18 protein-coding genes and 1 pseudogene are annotated in these 20761 nt (G+C 69.1%); 9 read left to right on the forward strand and 10 right to left on the reverse strand.

The window, feature by feature from the left end; all coding sequences use genetic code 11:
* Window positions 1-154: 154 nt before the first annotated feature.
* The 3 genes from O7620_RS22550 to O7620_RS22560 all read right to left on the reverse strand — a co-directional run bounded on the left by O7620_RS22550 (window position 155) and on the right by O7620_RS22560 (window position 6443).
* Window positions 155-5089 (reverse strand): carbohydrate-binding protein, encoded by a 4935-nt coding sequence (locus tag O7620_RS22550; protein ID WP_278124964.1) that lies wholly within the window; start codon window positions 5087-5089, stop codon window positions 155-157.
* Between the two features lie 147 nt (window positions 5090-5236).
* Window positions 5237-5950 carry a hypothetical protein gene (locus tag O7620_RS22555; protein WP_278124965.1) on the reverse strand — a complete coding sequence of 238 codons (714 nt, stop codon included), beginning with the start codon at window positions 5948-5950 and terminating at the stop codon, window positions 5237-5239.
* 148 nt (window positions 5951-6098) lie between these two features.
* Window positions 6099-6443: a type II toxin-antitoxin system HicB family antitoxin gene (locus O7620_RS22560; protein ID WP_278124966.1), complete on the reverse strand. Its 345-nt coding sequence runs from the start codon at window positions 6441-6443 to the stop codon at window positions 6099-6101.
* A 286-nt stretch (window positions 6444-6729) separates the two neighbouring features.
* Here O7620_RS22560 and O7620_RS22565 point away from each other — a divergent pair.
* Window positions 6730-6923: pseudogene (locus tag O7620_RS22565) on the forward strand (helicase); the annotation flags it as partial.
* A 223-nt stretch (window positions 6924-7146) separates the two neighbouring features.
* Here O7620_RS22565 and O7620_RS22570 read toward each other — a convergent pair.
* From O7620_RS22570 to O7620_RS22580, 3 genes are all read right to left on the reverse strand, one after another.
* Window positions 7147-8259, reverse strand: a complete 1113-nt coding sequence (locus tag O7620_RS22570) for a DUF262 domain-containing protein (protein WP_278124967.1) — start codon at window positions 8257-8259, stop codon at window positions 7147-7149.
* Entirely contained in the window at window positions 8252-8851 is a 600-nt protein-coding gene (locus O7620_RS22575) for a hypothetical protein (RefSeq protein WP_278124968.1), read from the reverse strand. The genes O7620_RS22570 and O7620_RS22575 overlap by 8 nt, the downstream gene beginning before the upstream one ends.
* 644 nt (window positions 8852-9495) lie before the next feature.
* On the reverse strand, window positions 9496-9723 hold the full coding sequence (locus tag O7620_RS22580) for a winged helix-turn-helix domain-containing protein (protein ID WP_278124969.1): 228 nt from the start codon (window positions 9721-9723) through the stop codon (window positions 9496-9498).
* A 438-nt stretch (window positions 9724-10161) separates the two neighbouring features.
* On the opposite strand from O7620_RS22580, the gene O7620_RS22585 reads away from it, so the two are divergent.
* The gene (locus O7620_RS22585) at window positions 10162-10422 is read left to right on the forward strand and encodes a hypothetical protein (RefSeq protein ID WP_278124971.1); all 261 of its coding nucleotides are present in this window, start codon (window positions 10162-10164) and stop codon (window positions 10420-10422) included.
* A gap of 76 nt (window positions 10423-10498) precedes the next feature.
* On the opposite strand, the gene O7620_RS22590 is transcribed toward O7620_RS22585, so the two are convergent.
* Window positions 10499-11440 (reverse strand): zinc metalloprotease, encoded by a 942-nt coding sequence (locus O7620_RS22590; protein ID WP_278124972.1) that lies wholly within the window; start codon window positions 11438-11440, stop codon window positions 10499-10501.
* A gap of 158 nt (window positions 11441-11598) precedes the next feature.
* Window positions 11599-12351 carry a TIGR03089 family protein gene (locus O7620_RS22595; protein ID WP_278124974.1) on the reverse strand — a complete coding sequence of 251 codons (753 nt, stop codon included), beginning with the start codon at window positions 12349-12351 and terminating at the stop codon, window positions 11599-11601.
* 141 nt (window positions 12352-12492) lie between these two features.
* Here O7620_RS22595 and O7620_RS22600 point away from each other — a divergent pair, with 141 nt between their 5' ends.
* Both O7620_RS22600 and O7620_RS22605 read left to right on the forward strand, forming a co-directional pair.
* Window positions 12493-13590: a hypothetical protein gene (locus O7620_RS22600; protein ID WP_278124976.1), complete on the forward strand. Its 1098-nt coding sequence runs from the start codon at window positions 12493-12495 to the stop codon at window positions 13588-13590.
* A gap of 121 nt (window positions 13591-13711) precedes the next feature.
* Window positions 13712-14458: an esterase-like activity of phytase family protein gene (locus O7620_RS22605; RefSeq protein WP_278124977.1), complete on the forward strand. Its 747-nt coding sequence runs from the start codon at window positions 13712-13714 to the stop codon at window positions 14456-14458.
* Between the two features lie 56 nt (window positions 14459-14514).
* Here the strand turns inward: O7620_RS22605 and ligD (O7620_RS22610) are convergent, their stop codons facing one another.
* Together ligD (O7620_RS22610) and ligD (O7620_RS22615) are read right to left on the reverse strand one after the other, a co-directional pair.
* A complete protein-coding gene (gene ligD / locus O7620_RS22610) occupies window positions 14515-15429 on the reverse strand; it encodes a non-homologous end-joining DNA ligase (RefSeq protein WP_278124978.1) in 915 nt (304 codons plus the stop codon).
* Window positions 15419-16360, reverse strand: coding sequence for a non-homologous end-joining DNA ligase (gene ligD, locus O7620_RS22615; protein ID WP_278124980.1), 942 nt, complete (start codon window positions 16358-16360; stop codon window positions 15419-15421). The genes ligD (O7620_RS22610) and ligD (O7620_RS22615) overlap by 11 nt, the downstream gene beginning before the upstream one ends.
* 85 nt (window positions 16361-16445) lie before the next feature.
* On the opposite strand from ligD (O7620_RS22615), the gene O7620_RS22620 reads away from it, so the two are divergent.
* From O7620_RS22620 to O7620_RS22640, 5 genes are all read left to right on the forward strand, one after another.
* The gene (locus O7620_RS22620; protein ID WP_278124981.1) at window positions 16446-17468 is read left to right on the forward strand and encodes a Ku protein; all 1023 of its coding nucleotides are present in this window, start codon (window positions 16446-16448) and stop codon (window positions 17466-17468) included.
* A gap of 72 nt (window positions 17469-17540) precedes the next feature.
* Window positions 17541-18179 (forward strand): DUF4241 domain-containing protein, encoded by a 639-nt coding sequence (locus O7620_RS22625; protein WP_151489306.1) that lies wholly within the window; start codon window positions 17541-17543, stop codon window positions 18177-18179.
* 100 nt (window positions 18180-18279) lie between these two features.
* The gene (locus O7620_RS22630) at window positions 18280-18990 is read left to right on the forward strand and encodes an FKBP-type peptidyl-prolyl cis-trans isomerase (protein ID WP_278124982.1); all 711 of its coding nucleotides are present in this window, start codon (window positions 18280-18282) and stop codon (window positions 18988-18990) included.
* Window positions 18991-19179: 189 nt separating this feature from the next.
* Window positions 19180-20007 (forward strand): hypothetical protein, encoded by an 828-nt coding sequence (locus tag O7620_RS22635; RefSeq protein ID WP_278127109.1) that lies wholly within the window; start codon window positions 19180-19182, stop codon window positions 20005-20007.
* A gap of 33 nt (window positions 20008-20040) precedes the next feature.
* Complete coding sequence (locus O7620_RS22640) at window positions 20041-20694, forward strand: HAD family phosphatase (protein ID WP_278124983.1); 654 nt, start codon at window positions 20041-20043, stop codon at window positions 20692-20694.
* Window positions 20695-20761: the final 67 nt, after the last annotated feature.

Consider the following 20761-nt stretch of genomic DNA (forward strand, 5'->3'; position numbering starts at 1 on the left):
CCCCGCCCGCGCCTGCCTCCGGCGAAGCGTAGGAGCAGCGCAAACGTGAGAGCGGGTGGAACGGATGGCCTCCACCGGACGGGTGACGCCTTGGTCGACACAGCGCACCGGCCCGGGACCAGCATTCGGTCCCGGGCCGGCGTTCACGCGAACCTTATGACTTGATCAGTTTCCACGGGCCGTTCGTGTCACCCGGTTCCTGACCGCGCGTCCACCACTTCGCCTCGTAGACGTGGCCCTTGAAGGACACCCGGTCCCCGGCGTTGTACACCTTGGTGAGCGTCCAGGCCGCCGGGCTGTTGTCCGGTGGGGTCGGGGCGATCTCCTCCCAGGGGCCGTTACGGTCGCCCGGCTTCTGGTTGCGGGTGTACCACTGGGCCCGCCACTTCTTACCGTCGTACATGGCGAGGTCGCCCGAGTTGAAGATCCGCGATGCGGTCCAGATCGCGGTGCCGTCCTCGGTCATGGCGATTTCCTGCCACGCGCCGTTGGCGTCGGCGCCCGGCTTCTGGTTCTTCGTGTACCAGGAGGCCCGGAAAACCCGGCCCTGGTAGGTGACCCGGTCCCCGTCGTTGTAGACCGTCGACGAGTTCCACTCCGCCGGCAGGTTCACCGTCAGCGTGGCGGTGGCCTGCACGGCGGTGAGGTGGTCGTCACCCGAATACGACGCGGTCAGTGTGTGCTGGCCGCCCGCGAGGCCCACCGGAAGGGTGAACGTCGCGGCGCCGTTGGTCACGGTGGCCGAACCGCGCACGGTCGTACCCTCGCGCAACTCCACCGTGCCGGTGACCGGCGTGCTGCCGGCCGCCACCTTCACGGTCACCGTCGCCGCGGTGCCCCAGGCGGTCGGGGCGGTGGTGACGGTCATCGTCGGGACCTGCTTGACGGTACGGAACACGGCCGGCTGGGCCACCGCCTCGCCGCCGTCGGCGCTCTTCGCGGAGACGATCCAGCCGTACGACGTGCCGGGCAGGAGCTTGTCCCAGGTCGCCGTGGCGACACCGTTCGAGGTCACCTCGTCGGTGCCGATCGTGCCGGACGGCACGTACGCGGCGAGCGAGTCGGTGGTGAACGACGTCTTGCGGGTGGTGAGGTCGACCGGCAGCGTCAGGTTGTCCTCCGAGCCGTTGTACCGCGGCTTGGGCTGGCTGCCGTCCTGGCGGATGTCGTACTCGGTCGCGCCGAAGTTCTTGAGGAACGGCGAGTACGTGTCGATGTGCATCTCGGCCCGGTCCACGTCGAACTGGAGCAGCCGCAGGAAGCTCGCCCCGAACTGCAACCGGTCGGTCGCCTTGTGGTCCGGCGTGCCGTCGCCGTTGACGTCGATGGTGCCGTCGGCGGCGACCTGCTTCGGCCACAGCTCGGCGGCGGTGACCGTGTAGAACTGGTAGTCCGCGAGCAGCTCGACGACGTCGTGGCTGACCGTCACACCGATCTTCGACTTCAGGTTGGTGCCGACGCCGTGCTCGTGGCCGGCGAGGACCAGGAAGACGTTCGGGTTGGTCTCGACGACCTGCTTGAACAGCGGCGAGCCGTCCGGCGCGGAGAAGTCCGCCCCACGACCGTCGGGGTTGGCCGACGGCTTCAGATAGTCGTGGGAGAGCAGGATCCCGTTGCGGTCCTTGTACCGCTTGAAGATCGAGTCAGCCCACTTGGCCTCCGCCGGCGTCACGCCGTACGACAGGCCGACCGCGACGAAGTCCAGGCCACCCGCGGAGAAGAGCAGGTAGTTGTTCTGGTTGTCCTTACCCGGCGTGACGGACCCGTCGGCGTTGGTCACCTCGTCCCACGCGTGGTATTCGGTGCCCTTCGGCCAGGCCTTCGCCGTCCCGTAGTACCGCTCGGCGCTGAAGGTCCGGCTGAACCGGGAGGTGGGGCCCGTCTCGGCGCCCAACTGGTCGTCGTGGTTGCCCGCGATGACCTGGTTGACGACGCCGTTGTCGTCGAGGATCTTCTGGAAGCCGGAGGCGGTGGCCAGTTCCTTCTCGACCTGCTCGTGCAGACCGGGCCGCTTCAGGGTGCCGTCCGGGTTCTTGGCCAGCGGGTCGTAGTAGTCGTTCTCGATGACGTCGCCGGTGTGCGCGGCGTACGCGATCTTGCGACTGTCCGCGTTGTCGGCGATCCACTGCATCTGGTCGCGGTACGCGGCCGACCAGATCGCCTGCTCCTCGGCCGTCTCGACGTCCGTGGGTTCGGCGTTGCCGTCGAAGTCGTCGTACGTGCCGCCGGCCGCACCCTCGGTGACGTACTGGGTGTCGGTGAAGTGCGCCAGCGAGAAGTCGTACGACGCCGGGTCCTCGAAGCGGTCCTTGTCGTTCTGCGCCGACGAGTCGTGCGGGGACAGGTCGTCGGCGAAGGGGTCCTCGCCGGTGACCAGCACGTGGACGACGCCGCCGTCGCGGTAGCCGGCCTCGACCGGCGCGGTCAGGACCGTCTCGTGCCCGGCCTGCCCTCGCGAGGAGGTCAGCACGACCCACTTCCCGGTGGCCGGGTTCCACGCCCGCAGCGCCACGATCCGCGCCGGGTCGATGGTGCCCGACCAGCGCAGCGTCGACTCCTGCTTGGTGGCGGCCAGCGGCAGGTCGTACCGCTGGAAGATCACCCCACGGCTGGACGGGGTGTCGATGGTCGCGCCGTCGAGCGGACGCAGCGAGCTGACATCCACGTTCCTGTCGTGCTGGACGTCGAGCGTGGTCGGCACGTCGGCCGCCTCGCCCTGGTAGCCGCCCGTCGGCAGGATCACGTCCGCCTTGGTGAACGTGGCGGTCAGCCCGACACCCTCCGCACCCGGAATCCGGGCGGACAGCTCGGCCGAGAGCGGGTCCGTGCTCTTCACGGTCGAGTTCAGCTCGGTCGGGACGTCCGGGATGCTCGCGCTGCTGAAGCGCACCTCGCGGGTGGCGGTGTTGCCGAGCGCGTCGGTCGCCGTCAGCGCGATGGTGTGCTCCCCGGCCGGCAGTCCGTGGCCGATCTGGTCACCCTGCTTGACGGCCGCGCCGTCCAGGGTGATGGCCGGCGTGCCCACCACCCCGGAGGCATCCTTGATCTTGACGTTGAGCGCGACGGTCGACGTCAACCGCTGCCCGGCCGCCGGGACGCTGCTCTCGATCTCCGGGGCGGTGTTGTCGGTGGTGAAGCGCCGCGTCGACGTCTTGTCCCCGACGACGGCCTTGATGGTGTGGGCGCCGTCCGCGATCGACGTCGTGTCCACGTCGGCACGCTTGCCCAGCGCCGGCAGCGCCGAGCCGTCCTCGGCGGTGACGTCGAACAGCACCATCGTGTCCAGCACCGCGTTGAAGCTGCTGCCGCAGGTGCCGTCACCGATGTACATGGCCACCTGGGAACCCGGCGGGTAGCTCGCCGAGCCGATGGTGACGGTCGTCTGCGCGATCGACCGGGTCAGCTGGGTCGCCTTCGCGCCGGCCGACACCAGCTGGAAGTCGCGCAGGGTGAAGTCGTCGTAGTTGTCGCAGCCACCCGGCTTGGCGCTGCCGTGGTCGTTGCCGGCGACGAACTCCACGGCGTTGACGCCCGGCACCAGCCACTCGTTCGGGAAGGCGAGGTCGGCGACCTCCTTCTCCCACATGCCGATCGCCAGCGGGATGCCGTTGATCAGCACCTTGTTGTCGTACCCGTTGTCGCTGCCGTTGCCACCGACGAACACCTTCAGGTGCGCGTCACCCCCGCTGCCGAGGGTGTCGACCGTACGGGTCGTGGGGGCGTCCGCGATGGTGAAGTGGAACTCGGCGTCCTTGTTGGCCGCGCAGGTGCCGTCGCCCAGCGCCAGTGCGGCCGCGGTCGTCTCCGCCTTCGTCACTGTCGTGCCGCTGGTGGTGACGACGTTCGTGATGCCGGCCGTCACCGTGCCCGCCGTGCTCAGCGTGAGGCTGGTCGCCGCTCGGTTCAGGGTGAAGTCGTCGTGGTTGGCGCAGGTCGCGCCGTTGAGAGTGCCGTTGTAGTCGCCGGTCCGGATCTCGACGACGTTGTCGCCGAGGTGCAGGAACCGGTTCGGGAACGCCAGCTTGACGTCCTCCGCGCCGGTCGCGCCGTAGTCACCGCCGAGGTCGACCCGGTGGCCGTTGACCAGCGCGTAGTTGTGGTAGCGGGCCTCGATGGAGTTGCCGGCCGCGACGGTGAGCCCGAGCGTGGCGGTGCCGGCGGCCAGCGCCTCCGTGTTCTCGGCGGGCTTGTCGTCGATGGCCAACGACTCGACGTGGTCCTTGCCACCGCTGGGCAGCGCGGCGATCACCGGTCGGGTTCCCCGTACGCGGGCACCGTCACCGGGGGTGACCACCGCTGCGCCGGCCGGGGCGTTGTTGACGTCAACGGTCACCGAGGTCTTCGCACCCGACACGGTGGTCGCGCTGACGGTGTGCGTACCGTTGGTGAGCTTGGTGGTGTCCAGGTCGGCGCGCAGGCCCGACGTGCTGCCCGGCTCACCGGAGATGACGAAGGTCAGGTCCTGGTTGAGCAGCTTCGTGGAGGTACCGCAGGTGCCGTCGCCGAAGTTGTAGCTGAACAGGTTCTGCTCGCCGTCGGCGACCACGCCGAGCAGGCTGAGGCTGATGCTGCTCAGCGCGTAGTCGTCGTAGTTGGGGCAGCGGCCACCCTCACCGTTCGGCAGCTCCTGGTAGCCGACGGCGGTCTTCGTGGTGGTGTCGACCCAGTTCGCTCCGGCGTGCACCGAGACGGTGTTCGGGCCGGGCTTCAGCCAGTCGCCCGGGAAGTCGAGGGTGCCGACCCGCCCGCCCGGGATGTCCGGGAAGTAGACGCGGTCGGCCTCGGCGGTGTGCCCGTTGACGGTGAGGTAGTTGCGGTAGCGGGACTCCGTGCCGTTGCCGCCCATCTCGAAGGCGAAGTGGGCGGTACCGGCGGTCTTGTCGGCGGCGATCTTGTCGCCGTCGACCGCGAGCGTGGTCACCGAGTCGTTCTCGGTGACCGGCTCGACGACGACGGGCACCGTGCCCTCGACGTTCTGCCCGGCGCTCAGGTTGATCAGCGGCGTGGTGGCGCTGGCCGGCACGGCCTCCGCTCCGGCCAGCGCCGGATGCAGGGTCGTCGCCGGTCCGGCGATGAGGACGAGCGCCATCGCGGACACGAGTCCGCGTGTTCGCTTCCGGCGCGCACGTTTGTCGTGCGTCATGGCGGGGTTTCTCCTTCGTTGGGTGCGAGGAACCGCCGACGCCGTGATGCCGACTGCGGCGGGCACAGGGGGCCGCCCTGATGGCGGCCGGTCTCAGGACGGCGGCCGAACGCGGGTGATCTGTCGGCGACGTACCTGGCGGCGCAGCAACGATCCGATGGCCGCGACGAGCAGCAGGGGGCCGACGGCCATCGCAGCCCGCCGGAGGGTGTTTTGGCCGTGGCCCGTCCCGCTGTCGGCAGCAGCTTGCGGTGGCGCGTCGCCGAGCACCCAATCGTGGGAGTACGCGTCGGTGCCGTACACCTGGCGTTTGCCCTCGGGTCCGGTCGCCACGGTGCGGTACGCGGGGTCGAGGTCGCTCAGCATCCTGATGTCGATGCGGGCGACGCCGAGCGGGCCGGGGCAGGTGTAGTCGACGTCCACACCGGAGTCGCTCGCCTTTCCGACGACGCCGGTGCACGCCTGGCCGCCGCTGCTGACGGTCATCTGCTTGAGCAGGTAGTCCGCGAACGGCTTAGATCCGGCGAGGATCGTCGCGTCCGTGTCCCGGGTGTCGACCGCGCCGTCGAGCAGGACGCGGTCCTGCGGCAACAGGCCGAGGTGGACGCCGAGCACTGTCAGCTCGTCGACGCCGCCTGGCTTCCACCTCAGGTGCACCACGTCGGGGCGGGCTGCGTCCGCCGCGACGGTCACGGTCTGCGGATAGCCGTACGGGTGGGCGTCGGCGGGTACCGCCGGGGCGAGCAGGGTGAGGGTGAACGCCGCCGAGATCACGACGCGGCGGGGCCACCGAGCGGTTACGGGCATGCCAGCGCTCCGGGTCTGCAGGTGCTGTGGCACGCCGGTGGGCGCGGCCGTTCAGTGACCCTGCCGGCCGTTGGCGAACTCGCCAGGCGAGCTTGATGAGAAACGGGCGCAGCGAGGGTGAACAGTTAGTTGATCAACTGCGTTCTCGTCAGGCGGCGCTGAGCTTCCGTAGGACGTACTGGTTCAGGCTCATGCCATCCTCGGCGGCGTGGATGGCCAGCTCGCGGTGCAGGCTCTCGCCGACGCGCAGGTTGAACTTGCCCGAGTAGCTGCGCTCGGCGAACGGCTGCGGCACCGCCTCGTCCTGCTCCTCCATGTCCGCGATCACTTCACGCAGTAGGTCCTGGAGCCCCTGCAGAGCCTCGATCTGGGAAGGGGCCAGCCAGGAGAGGGAAGGGAACTCGGCGCAGGTGGCGACGAACTCGTTGTCCTGGACCGACCACGTGACGCGGTAGGTGTAGTGGGACACGTCGGGGTGGGGATTGGTTCGCATCGTATGGCCTCCTTCTTGTCGATCGCCTTGAGCACTTGCCGTACCTGGTACGCCTTGGCCTTCCCGTGGTCGTTCTGGATGTTGACGCGTGGGTCGCCCGGCCAGGGCATCTTGAACACCGCATGGGAGGTGACGGCCTGCCGCGCCTTCCCGAAGTAGTGTTCACACACCCCGTAGAGATCGTTGTAGGCGATGTTCTGCTGGTTCTTCCGCATCGCTTCAACGAGCTTGTCTATGGACGGCACGGGAGTGATGGTACTACCGGCGGTACCAGTACACAACGCTTCGCCGGGATGAGCTAACGGCGGCTCTGGTAGGCGAGGATGACGTGTTCAGCCTGGTCGGGCCTAAGCGGTACGACTCGCCGTGAAAGGACCTCGAGTCGCAGGGCTGGATCGCCCCGGCCGAGCGCACCGAGGTCCGGGTGACCCGACCGACGCGGAGCGGATGTCGTACGCGACGGCGGAGGCCGAGGAGCGCTAGCGGATGGCGGCCACTACCCCCAAGAACTACCGGTGGTCAAGGCGCTAATCGACTCGCTTCCAGCAAGAGGCGTGTGCGGGCGCGGCGCGAGGACGGGATGTCTCTCGCGCTCGCCGGCTCGTAGGGCGTGTAGCGCTGCAGCCCGCCCGCAGGGTGGGCCCGCAAGTGTGAAATCTCAACATTCGAGCGGAACCCGGCTTGCTAACGCTGCAACAATCCGTCAGTTCTCAAGCTGCTTTGAGATCAATAGATTTAGCTGCTGAGAGCGAATTCGACGTGATCCCAAGTCAGATGAATTCCGAATTCCTGACATGTATGCTTCGATAACCTGATCGACTTCCTCGGGCGTCATGTTTAGCATTGTCGAGAGAGACGCCGAAAGCTTGACTCCCGCTTCGTCCTCACCCTTTCGCTTCTTGGCGGAAACTGCACGCTGAAAAAGGTCCGAAAGTTCTCGAATTTGCGCTGTCCGCGTCGCGTCAGCATTGTTAAGCTCTTCGCGCAGCCCCCAAGTAACATGCAGCAATGTGAACATGTCGACGATGTTCGACCACCTCGTCCTGCCGCCCCACTTGATGACGTCTTTGAGAAACGTCAGCAGCGTGAGGAATTCCGTCGCACGGTCCTGGTAGTCCTCGAAGTCTGCGGAAATCTTATCATAGCGCTCGTTGAGCTCAGCCTTTTTATTGGATAGCCCAAAAATGCAGGTGCCAAAAATCTCGGCATAGAATTCCAAATCACCACCTCGCTTGCGTCGTTCGCCACTGAAAACTCCGGAGACCGTAGTTAGCGGGTGAACTGCGCAATCCTTGAGGAAGTCGTTGAAGGGGCCAGGCAGGAGAGCATTCCGGAGCTCTTGATCTGTAAGCACCATATTCACCCTGTTGACGCGAGCAAAAACTGCGCGCACGAACTCGTCCGCAAGGTTCGATAGGCGGCGAATCGGGAAACGATACTGGAAGAACTCCTGGCGCACTTCGTCAGGAAGTTCCTTGAAGAACAATCCCTCGAACTTCTCGCTGAGCTTTCCGTCCTCTAGCCCATCCAGTGGGAACTTGTTATTTATGAACCCTAACAGGGAGGTAAGGCGCTGTTGACCATCGACAACGGAAGCTTTTTGCTCTCCTTCCGGCGAGGTCTCGTAGGCGAGGTAGATCTCCGGTATTGGGTACCCGAGTAAAATGGTCTCCATCAAGGAGACCTTCGCGCGCTCAGGCCAAACAGCCTTACGCTGATATTCAGGCCGCAGGATAAGCTCGCCCGACTTGTCCAGCGACCGGAACTCCGCCACAGTTTTCGACTCGATTTCGAACTTGAGCATGTGGTCAGCCATGGTGCACGCCCTCCTCGACCGCACGATCTCGCGCGATCCTCACACTCTTCGCTTGATAATTTCTCAGTGACTTATGGCTGCGGTATAGCCGATAATTGACTTCGCAGTTTAAAAAATTTTCCCCGAGATCCTGAATAAAGCTATCTTTCGATCGCGACCACCGCTCCCCAAAGGAGAGTCGAGGCAGCATGATGTCAAGGGCGATACATTCTTCGAAAACCAGTTTTCGAAGGTAGTTTTTTTTGTTTTCGAAAAACTCGTCTTCGATCATTTCCCGGAGCTCACTCCATGCCTGATCGAAAAGTTCGGGTGATATCACCGCGATATCCAAGTCCGACCCTTCCCGGAATCTCCTAAAGTTTTTTCCGGGGTTTAGAGAGTAGCCCAAACGGGCACTTCCCACTAGCTGGACCGCCATCGGGTCAACACCAAGTTCGGTTGCAACAAGATGCCGCCATCTGATGTAGTTGAGTTCGTGCGGCCATGCCGCGGGTATGCCGTCGAAAAGTCGGGCGGTCACGAAATAGTCAACTTCTTGCCCTAAAGAGCAGAACTCTTCCCAGAATGCGGGTAGTCCTGAAATCTCGGCCATACTCTCCCTAGCGAACTCGAGCTGAGTACGTCACCTGTGCTCCACACCTAGTTGCATATAGCCGTGAGGCTATGCGCAATCTTTTCACAAAATCGCGCTAAAGCGTAGCGCGTCGCTCATCGCTCGTGCTCTCGTCGGTAGAGCCCCCTCCGAGCTACCTCACGGTTCGGCAGACGCTTCGCGTTGCGTCTGCTGGCGCAACTGTGCCCCTGGGGCTTCGCGTCGATACGAACGTGCAGCCAGGAGGGTGCCCGGTGCTTTGACCACGCGTCCCCCTCCCCGGCGCACAGCCCTTGCGGCCGTTCGACAACTCCACCTTGGGCAGCCCACCGTATGACGACCTCGGCGCATCCGGTAGGCCGGCCGACCGGCGCAAGGGGTCACCTCGGCCGGAGCGGCGGGTGACCACTCGTTTCGATTTTCAAGCTGGCGGCGTTCACCACCGGGCGCCGGCATGGGGCAGTTCCCACGCGGCACCCTCCTCCAACTCCCCGGAACCCGGGCGGCCTCGTGTTCCTTCCGGCAACCACGCAAGTCTCTGCGTTTGGTCCTGGTCGCCAGCCGGTGGCTGCTGTCAGCAGATGTGCCGACCTGCTGACCTACGCGTTACGAATCGCTTCCTCCGTCAACGCGTCATAGCGAGGTCAGCGCCTCTTCGACTCAGAGACGAAGACGCCCCGACCCGGGCGGCCAACCAACACACCCCGCTCCCGCAGGACCGCCACTGCCCGGTGGATCGTCGACACCGACACGTCGTAGTGGTCGGACAGCTGTTGAGTGGACGGAATCTTTGACCCGGGCTGGAACTCGCCCACCTCGACCCGCCTCAGCAGATCATTGATCAACTCGTCCATCGTCGGCGGAATCGGCACGTGAAAGCCCCTTGCAGTCGGTTGGCCCTCCCAGTATCGAGCAACAGGTGAAAGAGCGGCAATAACTGACGCAGGAGAAGCAGGTGAGCAGCCACAGCTAGATTCGACAGGTAAGAGAGCGTTGACAGAGGTGACAGGTATCGGTAGCGTCACTGCCGGTGATGCGGTGCTGCTGCGGTCGGTTGGCGCCTCTCGTACCGGTCTCGCATCGCCGCCGAGACCCCACCCTCCGCGCTCCCCCGGCGCGGCCCTGCTGCCGTACCGCCGATTGAGGCTGCGGTCGGCAGGGTGGGGCGGTCTCCGCCGCCCGCAACCGGCGGAGGCCGCCCCCTCCACTTCGACGCGACCCGACGAAGGGCGGTCCCCCGTGCGCGACCCGATCCGCCGGCTGGTGAGCCGACGCCAAGAAGGACCACCAACGGCAGCAAGCCACGACCGATGACCGAGCGCTGGGTGATCCACCTGCCGGTGACCGCACCCGACCTGCTCCGGGCCCGGATCTTCGCCCGGACCGCCGCGCGCGTGCTGGCCCGGCTCAGCGCCCGCGTCGAGCCGGGCGGGGTGACCGTGTCGGCCGAGGACCAGCAGGGCGTACGCCATTGGGTCTTCTGCGATCAGCGACTACCCGGCGGCGGCCGATGCGCCCTGCCCGCCGACCACACCGCGCCCTGCCGGCGCTACGCGCCCTCCCGGAGATGACCAAGAGGTTTGCGTCACCGATCAGCACTCCGGTGACGCAAACCTCTTGATCAACGCGTTGAAACAGGCCCAAAAATCAGCCGGCGCGGAACGCCACCCAGGCGTCGCTCATCCGGTCGGCCTGGCCGGCCGTGAACATGTCCATGCAGGAGTCCTGCGTGTAGTCCATGAAGTTGTGGATCGGGTCCAGCCCTGGGGCGGTGCAGGTGTCCGCGCCCACCGGGCAGTTGAACTGCGGCGCCGCCTCGCGCGGGGTGTCCGCCACGAGGTCGCCGGACGCGGAGCAGCCGTGCGCGAAGGTGTGCTCCAGCATCAGCCAGTGCCCGACCTCGTGCGTGAGCGTGTCACCCAGGGCATACTTGCCGGCCGTTCCGCCCGGCATCGACTCGTCGAGCATCACGACGCCGTCGATGTAGTCGCGGCCGTTGTTGTAGCCCTTCGGGAAATACGCCCAACCGAGCAGACCGCCACCGATGTTCGCCGCGTACACGTTCAGGGTGCGGGAGTCGCCGGTGTAGAGGGCCTTCTTCATGTCCCGCTCGTTCTTGCCCGGCTCGACCGTGTACCAGGCGCTGTTCACCGTCCAGGTGGTGTCGACGAGCGAGAACCGGAACGGCGTTTCGGAGGCGTCGCCCGCCGTATTGCCCGCGAACGAGTCGTTGAGCACCGCCATCTGCGCCGCGATCAGGGTGTTCCACCTGGTCGTCTCGGCCGCGGTGAGGGGGTGGTCGGAGACCATGTGGAAGACCGTCGGGATGGTGACGCTGCCGTTGGGCAGGCGCGGCGCATCCTTGATCACGCCGTAGGCGTTGGCCTCGTTCTTGGAGTACAGCTCCGGTTCGTGGGCAGTGGCGCCCTCGGCGAGCCGGGCGGCACCGCCCGGCGCACACGCCACGACGCCCGGTGCGGCGGTCGCCGGCACTGCCACGCCCACCGCGCCGTAGGTGCCCCCGGACGCCAGGAGCGTCGCGGCGGTGGCGGTGAGGACGGCCAGTCGGAAGGTCGGTCTCCTGTGCATCGGTGCACCTTTCAGTGAGGGAGCGGTGCGAGGTCGATGACGTCGTCTTCGGGTATGAGAACATGCCGACGACATCGACAAAAGACCCTCTGAGCAGGGCGAATACCGATGTAACGGAACAGGATCGCGGAGCGCTGTTTGGGCCCGTCCGGCGTGCCTCAGAGCACCCGGGTGACCTGTTCGGCGGCGACGACCGCGTCCCGCCGCGCCGGGTCGAGGTTGGCGCTGATGACCACGGACGCGCCCGCGGAGAGCGGCGCGAGCAACCACTTCAGCGGCTGCTCGTGCTCGGCGGCGTCGACCAGCAGCCGGTCGCCGGCGCGCAGGTTGAGCATCGCGGCGAACTCCTGGGCGAGCGCACCCCACTGCCCGTAGGTGGTGCCGTCCGCGGTGGCCGGGTCCGACGGGCGGATGGCGGTGTGGTCGGGCGTGGCCTCACCGTGGCGGAGCACCTCGGCGGACCAGTCGAGCCAGCCCAACGGCACGTCGGCCAGCCGCCCCGGGCCGGTGCCGACGAGGTAGCGGTGCGTCGCGTCCGGCACGTCCTCCAGCCAGTCGTCCTGCCGCTCCGGGGTCACGAAGACCGCGTCGAACGGCCGGTCGCCGCCCGGTTCGAGCACCGTCAGGCCCGCGGTGGCGCGCGGCCGGAACGACACCGCCAGGCCCGAGGCCCACGCGCCCAACAACACCACGGCGGTACGCCAGTGCGGAGGCAGCAGCACCGCTACGCGGCTGCCGGGGCCGAGCCCGCAGCCGTCCCGCAGCAGGCTGGCGCTGCGCGCCGCCCACGCACCGACCTGCTGTGCGGTCAGGTCGACGCGCTCCCCGGTCGCCTCGTCGCGGTAGCTGAGCAGCGGGCGCTCAGTCTCGACGGGTTGGCCACCCAGATCGGCCGTGACGGTCTGCCGCATCTCCACGCTCCCCGGGTCGACGTCGGCACCACCCTACTCAACGACTTTGGTCGCACCGGTCGTCGGCCGATGGCCGTATCGGGTGACCGGGTGGCCCGCGCACGGTGCGGGTGACCCCCGAGACGCCGCCGAGGAGTGCCGATGCCGATCGAACCCGACCCCGTCACCGCCGATCGACCTTCCGCCGACCGTGCGGTGGGCGCCGACCGGCTGCCACTGCGCCGGCGGCTCCTGCCGGTGATCGCGTTGCTGCTGCTCGCGCCATGGGCGGCCGAGTGCTCGTGGGGTGGATTCGCCATCGACGACTTCCTCCCGGTGCTGATCGTCCTGGGTCCGATGTACGGCGGGGCGGCGATCCTGATCCGGGAGACCGCCCGCCGCCTCGGTGCGGGCTGGCCGACGATCGTGCTGCTCGCCGCCGCGTTCGGTGTGCTCCAGGCCGGCCTGGTCGACCAGTCGCTGTTCAACCCCGGCTACCTCGACGACACGCAGTACGCGGACACCCGGGCGGCGGCCGAGGCGTCGCTGGTGCCGGGGCTCGGGTTCAGTCTGCGGCAGGCGTTCGACTACGTGGGCAACCACATCCTGCTGACCATCTGCGCGCCGATCGCGTTCGTCGAGTCGTTCCTCGGACCGGAGCGCCGGCTTCGGCCGTGGCTGGCGCGCCCCGGGCTCGTCGTGGTCGGGGTGGTCTACCTGCTCGGCAGCCTCTTTGTCTTCTCGTCACCCGAGGGCCGGAAGAACTTCCTGGCCAGCCCGCTCCAACTGACCGTCGCCGCGCTGGTGGTCCTGGCACTCGTCACGACGGCCCTCCTGCCGCACTGGCGACGCCCGGGCCGCACGGTCGATGGTGCAGGGCGGAGGGCACCACGTCGCACGCGCCGGGTGCCGCATCCGCTGTGGGTGGGTCTGCTGGTCGTCCTGGCCCACCTCTTCACCGACCTCACGCCCGGCTGGGCGGGAGCGGCCATCGCCCTGGGGCTCGCGGCTGCCGTCGGTGGCCTGGTCGGGCACTGGTCGTCGGGCGTGAACTGGGGGCAGCGGCACGTGCTCGCGGCCGCCTCGGCGAGCGTGGTCAGCGCCGCCGCGTTCGCGTACCTGGTGCCGCCGTACTCCCCGGCGAGCCCGGCGGCGGCCCTCGCCGGCGACGTCGCGGTCTCCGTCATCACGCTCGCCCTGCTCGTGGGTGCCTGGTGGCGGCTGCGTGCTTCGCCCGCTGTTCACGTCGCCGCAAGCTGATGCTCCCCAACGGCTGTCAGCCTCCGTCCGGGTACGACCTAACGGAGGAAGTCCTTGACACTCAGAAGAGCATTCACCGCGCTCACCACGGCCGGTGTCGCTGCCGCCAGCCTGACCGGGGATGCCAGCCGTGGTCACCGGCGCGCTGCCGGTGCGGGACGCGGCGGGCGCACCGGTCGGGTACGACGCGGAGGGCATCTTCGCCCGCCCGCAGGGTGGCTTCTGGCTCGCCGTCGAGGGCGCCAAGGGCGTGGAGAACAAGCTGGTCCGGCTCGACGCCGCCGGGGTGACCCGACAAACCGTCGCGTTGCCCGCCGAGGTCGCCGCCGGCCTCGGCAAGCAGGGCCTGGAGGGCGTCACCGCGACCACCGACCGGCAGGGCCGGGAGATCGTCTGGGTGGCCGTGCAGCGGGAGCTGAGCACCGACCCGGCCGGCATCGTCCGGCTCGGCCGGTACGACGTCACGGCGGGCACCTGGAGCTGGTTCGGCTACCAGCTCGACAGCACCAGCGTGCCCGGCGACTGGATGGGCCTCTCCGAGATCACCGTGGTCGGCGACCGGCTCGCGGTCATCGAACGGGACAAGCTGAACGGTCCGGCCGCCACGGTCAAACGCATCTACACCGTGCCGCTGCCCGGCGCGGCGGCGACCGGCCCGCTGACGGTGCTGCCGAAGACGCTCGCCGTCGACGTGTTGCCCGCGCTGCGCGCCACCAACGGATGGACGCAGGAGAAGCTGGAGGGTCTGACCGTGGCCGGCAACGGCGAGGTGTACGCGATCACCGACAACGACGGGGTCAAGGACGCCACCGGCGAGACGGTGCTCCTGCACCTCGGCTCCAGCCGAAAGGTCTTCGGGCACCGCTGATGTCCCAGCCGCCTCGGCCCGGCGTTCACCCGCGTGGACGTCGGGCCGGGCGGCCGTCAGCGCGCCGGCAACTCCGGGCCGCCGTCGAGCAGCGGGGCGAGCAGGTCGCCGTACTCGTCGACCCGGTCCAGGACCTCGGCGGCGGTGAACTGGCGGACGGCTGGCCTGCGGCCGCGGGCGCCGGCCTCGACCTCGTCCCAGGTCAGCGGCGTGGACACCGACGGCACCGCCTGGGCCCGCAGCGAATAGGGCGCCACGGTGGTCTTCGCCGCGTTGTTCTGGCTCCAGTCGATGAAGACCTTGCCGGGGCGCAGGTTCTTCGCCATCTTCGACACGATCAGCTTCGGGTGCGCCTGCTCCAACTCCTGGGCGATCCGCCGGGCGTAGTCGGAGACGAGATCGGACGACTGGGTACCGGCGATCGGGCAGCAGAGCTGCATGCCCTTCTTGCCGGAGGTCTTCGGGTACGAATCGATGCCGTCGTCGGCGAGGCGGTCGCGCATCAGGACGGCCACCGGGCAACACTCGGCGAGCCCGGCCGGCGGGCCCGGGTCCAGGTCGACGACCATCATGTCCGGGTGCTCGCCCACCTTCCACTGCGGTGTGTGCAGCTCCAACGCGGCCAGGTTGGCCAGCCAGACCAGGGTGGGCAGGTCGTCGGCGACCACGTAGTCGATCGACTCCCGGCCCTTCGTCGAGCCGGGGGCGGGCAGATTTTCCACCCGCACCCAGTCCGGGGTCGAGGCCGGCGTGTTCTTCTCGAAGAACGACTTGTCGTCCACCCCGTTCGGGAAGCGGATCCGGGTCACCGGCCGGTCCCGCAGGTGCGGCAGCAGCACCGGGGAGATCCGGGTGTAGTAGTCGATCACCTCACCCTTGGTGAAGCCGGCCGCCGGATAGAGCACCTTGTCCAGGTTGGACAGCTCCAGGGGGCGGCCCTCGACGTCCACCCGCAGCCGTTCAGCCGGCATCGTCGACCTCCTCCGGCGGCTTGTCCGGGCGCAGCCGCAGCACCCGGGGGAAGCGCAGCCGGCCGTCCGGGGTGCGTTGGCCGTACTTCACCTCCACCACCACCCGGGGTGCTACCCAGATGGCGCCCCGGGCATCCTCGCGCGGCACGCCCGGCGCGAACGGTGACACGCCGGAGCGCAACGGTTCCAGCTCGGTGAGGAGCGCCCGTTCGATGGCCGCGCCGATTCCGCCGCCGACCCGACCCCGGTAGATCAGCCGGCCGTCCGGGCCGGGAACCCCGACCAACAGCCCGCCGATCCGGCGCGCGCCCGGCCGCCAGCCGCCGATGACGAAGTCTCCGGTCACCTCCAACTTGACCTTCACCCAGTCCGGCGAGCGCACCCCCGGGCGGTAGACGGCACCGACCCGCTTGGCCATCACCCCCTCCAGGCCGTGTTCGCCGGCCGCCTCGTAGGTGGCCGGGCCGTCCGAGAAGACCGGGGGCACCGCCCACCGGACACCGCCGAGAGCGAGGGCGTCCAGGGCCGCGCGGCGGCGCTCATACGGCCAGCCGGTCAGGTCGTCGCCGTTGAACCGCAGCAGGTCGAAGATCATGTACGTCACCGGCATGACCGCCGCCAGCCGGGCCGCCTTGTTGCGGTCCCGCACGTGCATCCGCTCCGCCAGGGCCGTGAACGACGGCTGCCCACCCTCCCCGAGCAGCACCACCTCGCCGTCGAGCAGCGCGTCGTCGACCTGCTCGTTGAGCGTGGCCAGCTCGGGGTACGCGGCGGTGATCTCCACGCCGGAGCGGGCGTACAGGTGCTGGCCGCCGCCGGAGATGTCGGCGAGCGCGCGGACCCCGTCCCACTTGAACTCGTACGCCCAGCCGGCACCGGCCGGGAGCGGCCCGGTCATCGCGAGCATCGGCTTGAGCGGCGCGCCGGACACGACCCGACTGTAGTAGCAGGCCGAACACCTCGCGTCATGTTCTTTCGGATGCGAGCATGGTCGATACCGGGGAAGGGAGCGCAGGATGCGTGCCATCTGGAAAGGAGCCGTGTCGTTCGGGCTCGTCTCGATCGGGGTGAAGCTCTACTCCGCGACCGAGGAGAAGGACATCCGGTTCCACCAGGTGCACCGTGAGGACGGCGGGCGGATCCGCTACAAGCGCACCTGCTCGGTCTGCGGCGAGGAGGTCACCTACGACGACATCGCCAAGGGCTACGACATCGGCGGCGGTGAGATGGTGATCCTCACCGACGAGGACTTCGCCGATCTGCCGCTGACCAGCTCCCGTGCGATCGACGTGCTGGAGTTCGTGCCGGCCGAGCAGGTCGACCCGATCCTCTACAACAAGGCGTACTTCCTGGAGCCGGAGGGCACCGCAACCAAGCCGTACGTGCTGCTGCGCGACGCGCTGATCGACTCGGAGCGGGTCGCCATCGTCAAGGTGGCGCTGCGCCAACGCGAGCAGCTCGCCACGCTGCGAGTACGCGAGGGCGTGCTGCTGCTCAACACCATGCTCTGGCCGGACGAGATCCGTACCCCCGATTTCGGGTTCCTCGACGAGGACCTCAAGGTGCGCCCACCCGAGCTGGCCATGGCCAGCTCGCTGATCGACTCGATGACCGGCGAGTTCGAGCCGGACGTCTTCACCGACGACTACCGGGCCGCGTTGCAGGAGGTCATCGACGCCAAGGTGGAGGGTCGGGAGGTCGTCCAGCCGGAGGAGGTCGAGGAGGCCCCGGCCGCGGCGGTGGATCTGATGGCCGCACTGAAGGCGTCGGTGGACCGGGCCCGGGCGGCCCGCGGCGAGCAGCCCGCCGGCGGCGGCGGGGGCGGCGAACCGACGCCCATCTCGTCGGCCCGCTCGGCGCAGAAGGCGGCCGAGAAGAAGACGGCCAAGGCACCCGCGAAGAAGACCGCGGCGAAGAAGACGACCGAGAAGAAGACGGCCGCGAAGAAGGCCGAGCCGGCGAAGAAGACGGCCGCGAAGAAGACGGAGCCGGCGAAGAAGACGGCCGCCCGCAAGACCGCACCCCGCAAGAGCGCCTGACCGTACGCGGCACCGACGGTGTCCGCCGGACCGGGTACGCTCCGCCGGCCAGTGGCCACCGGAGGAGCCCCCATGCCGTACACCCCTGACCTGGGCCGGTTGTTGACGCCCGGTGCCCGCTTCACGGATCAGCACGGCGCGTACCTCATCGAGGTCCACCCGGTGGGCGACATCGTGCTGCCGACCGGCCAGGTGGTGGGGTGTGATCCGCTGGTGCGGCCGGAGGCCGAACCGTTCACGGTCACCGTGCCCCCGGGGCGGCATCCCGCCCGGGCCTGGGTGGCCGCGGTGCTCCGGGAGGACGCCGAGGTGGACCGGCGGGTCGCCGCGCTGGAACTGGTCGTCTCCGACGAGCCGACGGTCCGCTGGGAGCCGGCCGTCGTCGGCGACCAGGACGTCGCCGCGCTCGGCGCCGACGACTACTTCGGGTACGGGGTGGACGCCGGCGCGGGCACCCTGGCCGATCCGACGGCGCTCACCGCCCTGGAGGCGTGGGAGTACGACCGGGTGGAAGAGGTGTTCATCCCGGCCGAGACGCCCGCCTCGCCCGTTCCGGGGCTGATCACGGTGGTGCTGGACGAGGCCACCGGCGCGAACGTCGTCACCGTGTCCACCGGGTGGGGCGACGGCTGCTACGGCACCTGGATCGGGCGGACGGCCGACGGCCGGGTCACCTCGTTCGTGACCGACTTCATGGTCGTCCCGGAATAACCGTCGCGGACAGCGTCACTCGGCGATCCGTTGCGTCCGGGGCGGGCACAGCAGGCCGCCGGGCGGGTACCGTGTGCGTCGGCTTTCCCCCCGGCACCGCGTGCCGGCCACACCTTCGCAGCAGGGAGTCGACGACGTGAGCGAGCGCACGCAGCAGAACCGGTCGGAGGGCCAGAGCCCGGCGACGAAGGCGGGGCGGCGGCTGGCCGCCCAGCTGGCGGCGCAGAAGGCCGCCGAGGCGAAGCGACGCCGCAACGCGTGGATCGGCGGTGCCGCCGGCGTTGCCGTGATGGCGCTGCTGATCACGGTCTTCGTGATCGTCGACAAGAACCGGGACGACAAGCCCGCGACCCAGGCCGGCGCGACCCCGTCCGCCTCCGCCCCGGCCCCGGACGCCCCGACCGCGCCCCCCGCGCCGCAGCTGCCCGAGGGGGCCGACCCGGCGCTGGGCAGCAAGCCGGCGGTGAAGGCGGGCACGGGTGAGCTGAAGAAGCTCACCGTCACCCCGGTGATCAAGGGGACCGGCCCGGCGGTGAAGAAGGGTCAGACCATCACCACCAACTACGTCGGCGTCTTCTACAAGGACGGCAAGGAGTTCGACTCCTCCTGGAACGCCGGGCAGCCGGCCTCCTTCCCGATCGGCGTGGGTCAGGTCATCCCCGGCTGGGACCAGGGCCTGGTCGGCGTGACCGTGGGCAGCCGGGTGCAGCTCGACATTCCGGGCGAGCTGGCGTACGGCAAGGACGCCGCCGCTAGCGGTTATCCCGAAGGCCCGCTGCGCTTCGTGGTGGACGTGCTCGCCGCCCAGTGACCTGCCCGGATCGTCCTGGTTGTCGCCGGGACGCGATGGAGTTGTTCACATGAGGCTTCCGGCCCGTCACCCTCCGGCAGTAGGTTCGGCGTCACCCCGGGCGGCCCCCCGTCCGGGGTGACCATGCGGACGCAGGACCCGGAGGTGCACGTGACGGCGCTGGACGAGCCCGGGCGGACCGCTCGGTTGATGTGGACGCACTTCGAGCCGGTGCACGCGGTCACCTACTTCCACCCCCGGGCTCGGGCCGCGTACGAGGCGGTCGGGCTGCGCGGCTACTGGCGGGGCTACTTCGCCGGTCGGGCCGCACCGCTGGGCGCGACCGAGGCGGCCCCGGTGATCGCCACCTTCTTCACCTTCGCGCCGCCGATGGTGACCCGGGCGCTGCCGGCGGTCTGGCGGCTGGCCACTCCGCAGGAGGCGCTGCGCGCCCGGCTGACCGGTGCGGTGCAGGCCCTCGCCGAGCTGACCTACGAGCTGCCGGAGACGCACCTGGCGGAGGCCGCCGACCTGCTGGAGAAGGCCGCCGGGGCGGCGCGGACGGCTGGCCGGGTGCTCGGCGCGGTCAACGCGGCGCTGCCGACCGGGGAGTACCCCCTCGCCCGGATGTGGCAGGCCGCCACCACGCTGCGCGAGCACCGGGGCGACGGGCACGTGGCGGCGCTGGTCGCCGCCGACCTGGACCCGGTGGAGACGCTGACGTGGCGGGTCGCGTTGGACGGCACGGCGCCGGAGTATCTGCTCGGCCGGGGCTGGTCGGAGGAGCAGTGGCACGCCGCCCGCGAGCGGCTGGCGCAGCGGGGCTGGTTGACACCGGACGGAGCGGCCACCGACCACGGGCGGGTCGCCTTCCAGGCGGTCGAGGACGCCACCGACCAGGCCGCCGCGCACCCGTGGCAGGCCCTCGGCCCGGCCGGCACCGATCGGCTCCGGGAGCTGCTGGAGCCGATCGCCCGGACCTGCCACACGCTGATCCCGGCGGGCAGCCCGATCGGGCTGCCCGCGCTGCCCGGCTGACCAGACGCCTCCGGTTCGGGCAGGATGGGGCCCGTGGTGGATGCGGTGGTCTTCGACCTGGACGGCGTGATCGTGGATTCCGAACCGGTGTGGGAGGAGGTCCGGCGGGCGTACGTGGCGGCGCACGGCGGCACCTGGCAGCCCGACACGCAGCGCCGGTTGATGGGCATGAGCACCGGCGAGTGGGCGCACTATCTAAGCGGTGAGCTGGGCGTGGACCGCACCGCCGGGCAGGTCGCCGACGAGGTGGTCGAGGAGATGACCCGGCGCTACCGCGACCACGTACCCCTGATCGACGGTGCCGACGACGTGGTGCGCCGGCTGGCCGCGCGGTGGCCGCTGGGGTTGGCCAGCTCGTCGCCGACCCGGCTGATCGCGGCGGCGCTGACCGCCACCGGCCTGACCGACGCGTTCGTGACGACCCTGTCCACCGAGCAGACCGAGCGCGGCAAGCCGGCGCCCGACGTCTACCTGGACGTCGCGCGGCGCCTCGGCGTCGACCCGGCCCGCTGCGTGGCCGTGGAGGACTCGTCGAACGGGGTCCGGTCCGCCTCGGCGGCGGGGATGCGGGTGGTCGCGGTGCCGCACGGGTCGTACCCCCTCGACCCGGACGCCGCGGGCCTGGCCGTGGTGTCGCTGAGCGCGATCGGTGAGCTGACCCCGCAGCTGGTGGACGACCTGGGTTGACGCGCGCTGAGCCGGGTACCGCAGCCGCGGTGCCCGGCCGGACGCCCTGCGTGTGAGGAGATCACGG

It is taken from the genome of Micromonospora sp. WMMD710 (genome assembly GCF_029626045.1).
Lineage (GTDB): Bacteria > Actinomycetota > Actinomycetes > Mycobacteriales > Micromonosporaceae > Micromonospora.

Excerpts from the sequence above, each read along its gene's own strand:
- O7620_RS22605 (WP_278124977.1), top strand. The coding sequence starts at position 13,712 with ATGCCAGCCGTGGTCACCGGCGCGCTGCCGGTGCGGGACGCGGCGGGC.
- O7620_RS22625 (WP_151489306.1), top strand. The coding sequence starts at position 17,541 with ATGCCGTACACCCCTGACCTGGGCCGGTTGTTGACGCCCGGTGCCCGC.
- O7620_RS22575 (WP_278124968.1), bottom strand. The coding sequence starts at position 8,851 with ATGGCCGAGATTTCAGGACTACCCGCATTCTGGGAAGAGTTCTGCTCT.
- ligD (WP_278124978.1), bottom strand. The coding sequence starts at position 15,429 with ATGCCGGCTGAACGGCTGCGGGTGGACGTCGAGGGCCGCCCCCTGGAG.
- O7620_RS22620 (WP_278124981.1), top strand. The coding sequence starts at position 16,446 with ATGCGTGCCATCTGGAAAGGAGCCGTGTCGTTCGGGCTCGTCTCGATC.
- O7620_RS22600 (WP_278124976.1), top strand. The coding sequence starts at position 12,493 with ATGCCGATCGAACCCGACCCCGTCACCGCCGATCGACCTTCCGCCGAC.
- O7620_RS22555 (WP_278124965.1), bottom strand. The coding sequence starts at position 5,950 with ATGCCCGTAACCGCTCGGTGGCCCCGCCGCGTCGTGATCTCGGCGGCG.
- O7620_RS22585 (WP_278124971.1), top strand. The coding sequence starts at position 10,162 with ATGACCGAGCGCTGGGTGATCCACCTGCCGGTGACCGCACCCGACCTG.
- O7620_RS22550 (WP_278124964.1), bottom strand. The coding sequence starts at position 5,089 with ATGGCGCTCGTCCTCATCGCCGGACCGGCGACGACCCTGCATCCGGCG.
- O7620_RS22595 (WP_278124974.1), bottom strand. The coding sequence starts at position 12,351 with ATGCGGCAGACCGTCACGGCCGATCTGGGTGGCCAACCCGTCGAGACT.
- O7620_RS22570 (WP_278124967.1), bottom strand. The coding sequence starts at position 8,259 with ATGGCTGACCACATGCTCAAGTTCGAAATCGAGTCGAAAACTGTGGCG.
- O7620_RS22560 (WP_278124966.1), bottom strand. The coding sequence starts at position 6,443 with ATGCGAACCAATCCCCACCCCGACGTGTCCCACTACACCTACCGCGTC.
- O7620_RS22635 (WP_278127109.1), top strand. The coding sequence starts at position 19,180 with ATGTGGACGCACTTCGAGCCGGTGCACGCGGTCACCTACTTCCACCCC.
- O7620_RS22590 (WP_278124972.1), bottom strand. The coding sequence starts at position 11,440 with ATGCACAGGAGACCGACCTTCCGACTGGCCGTCCTCACCGCCACCGCC.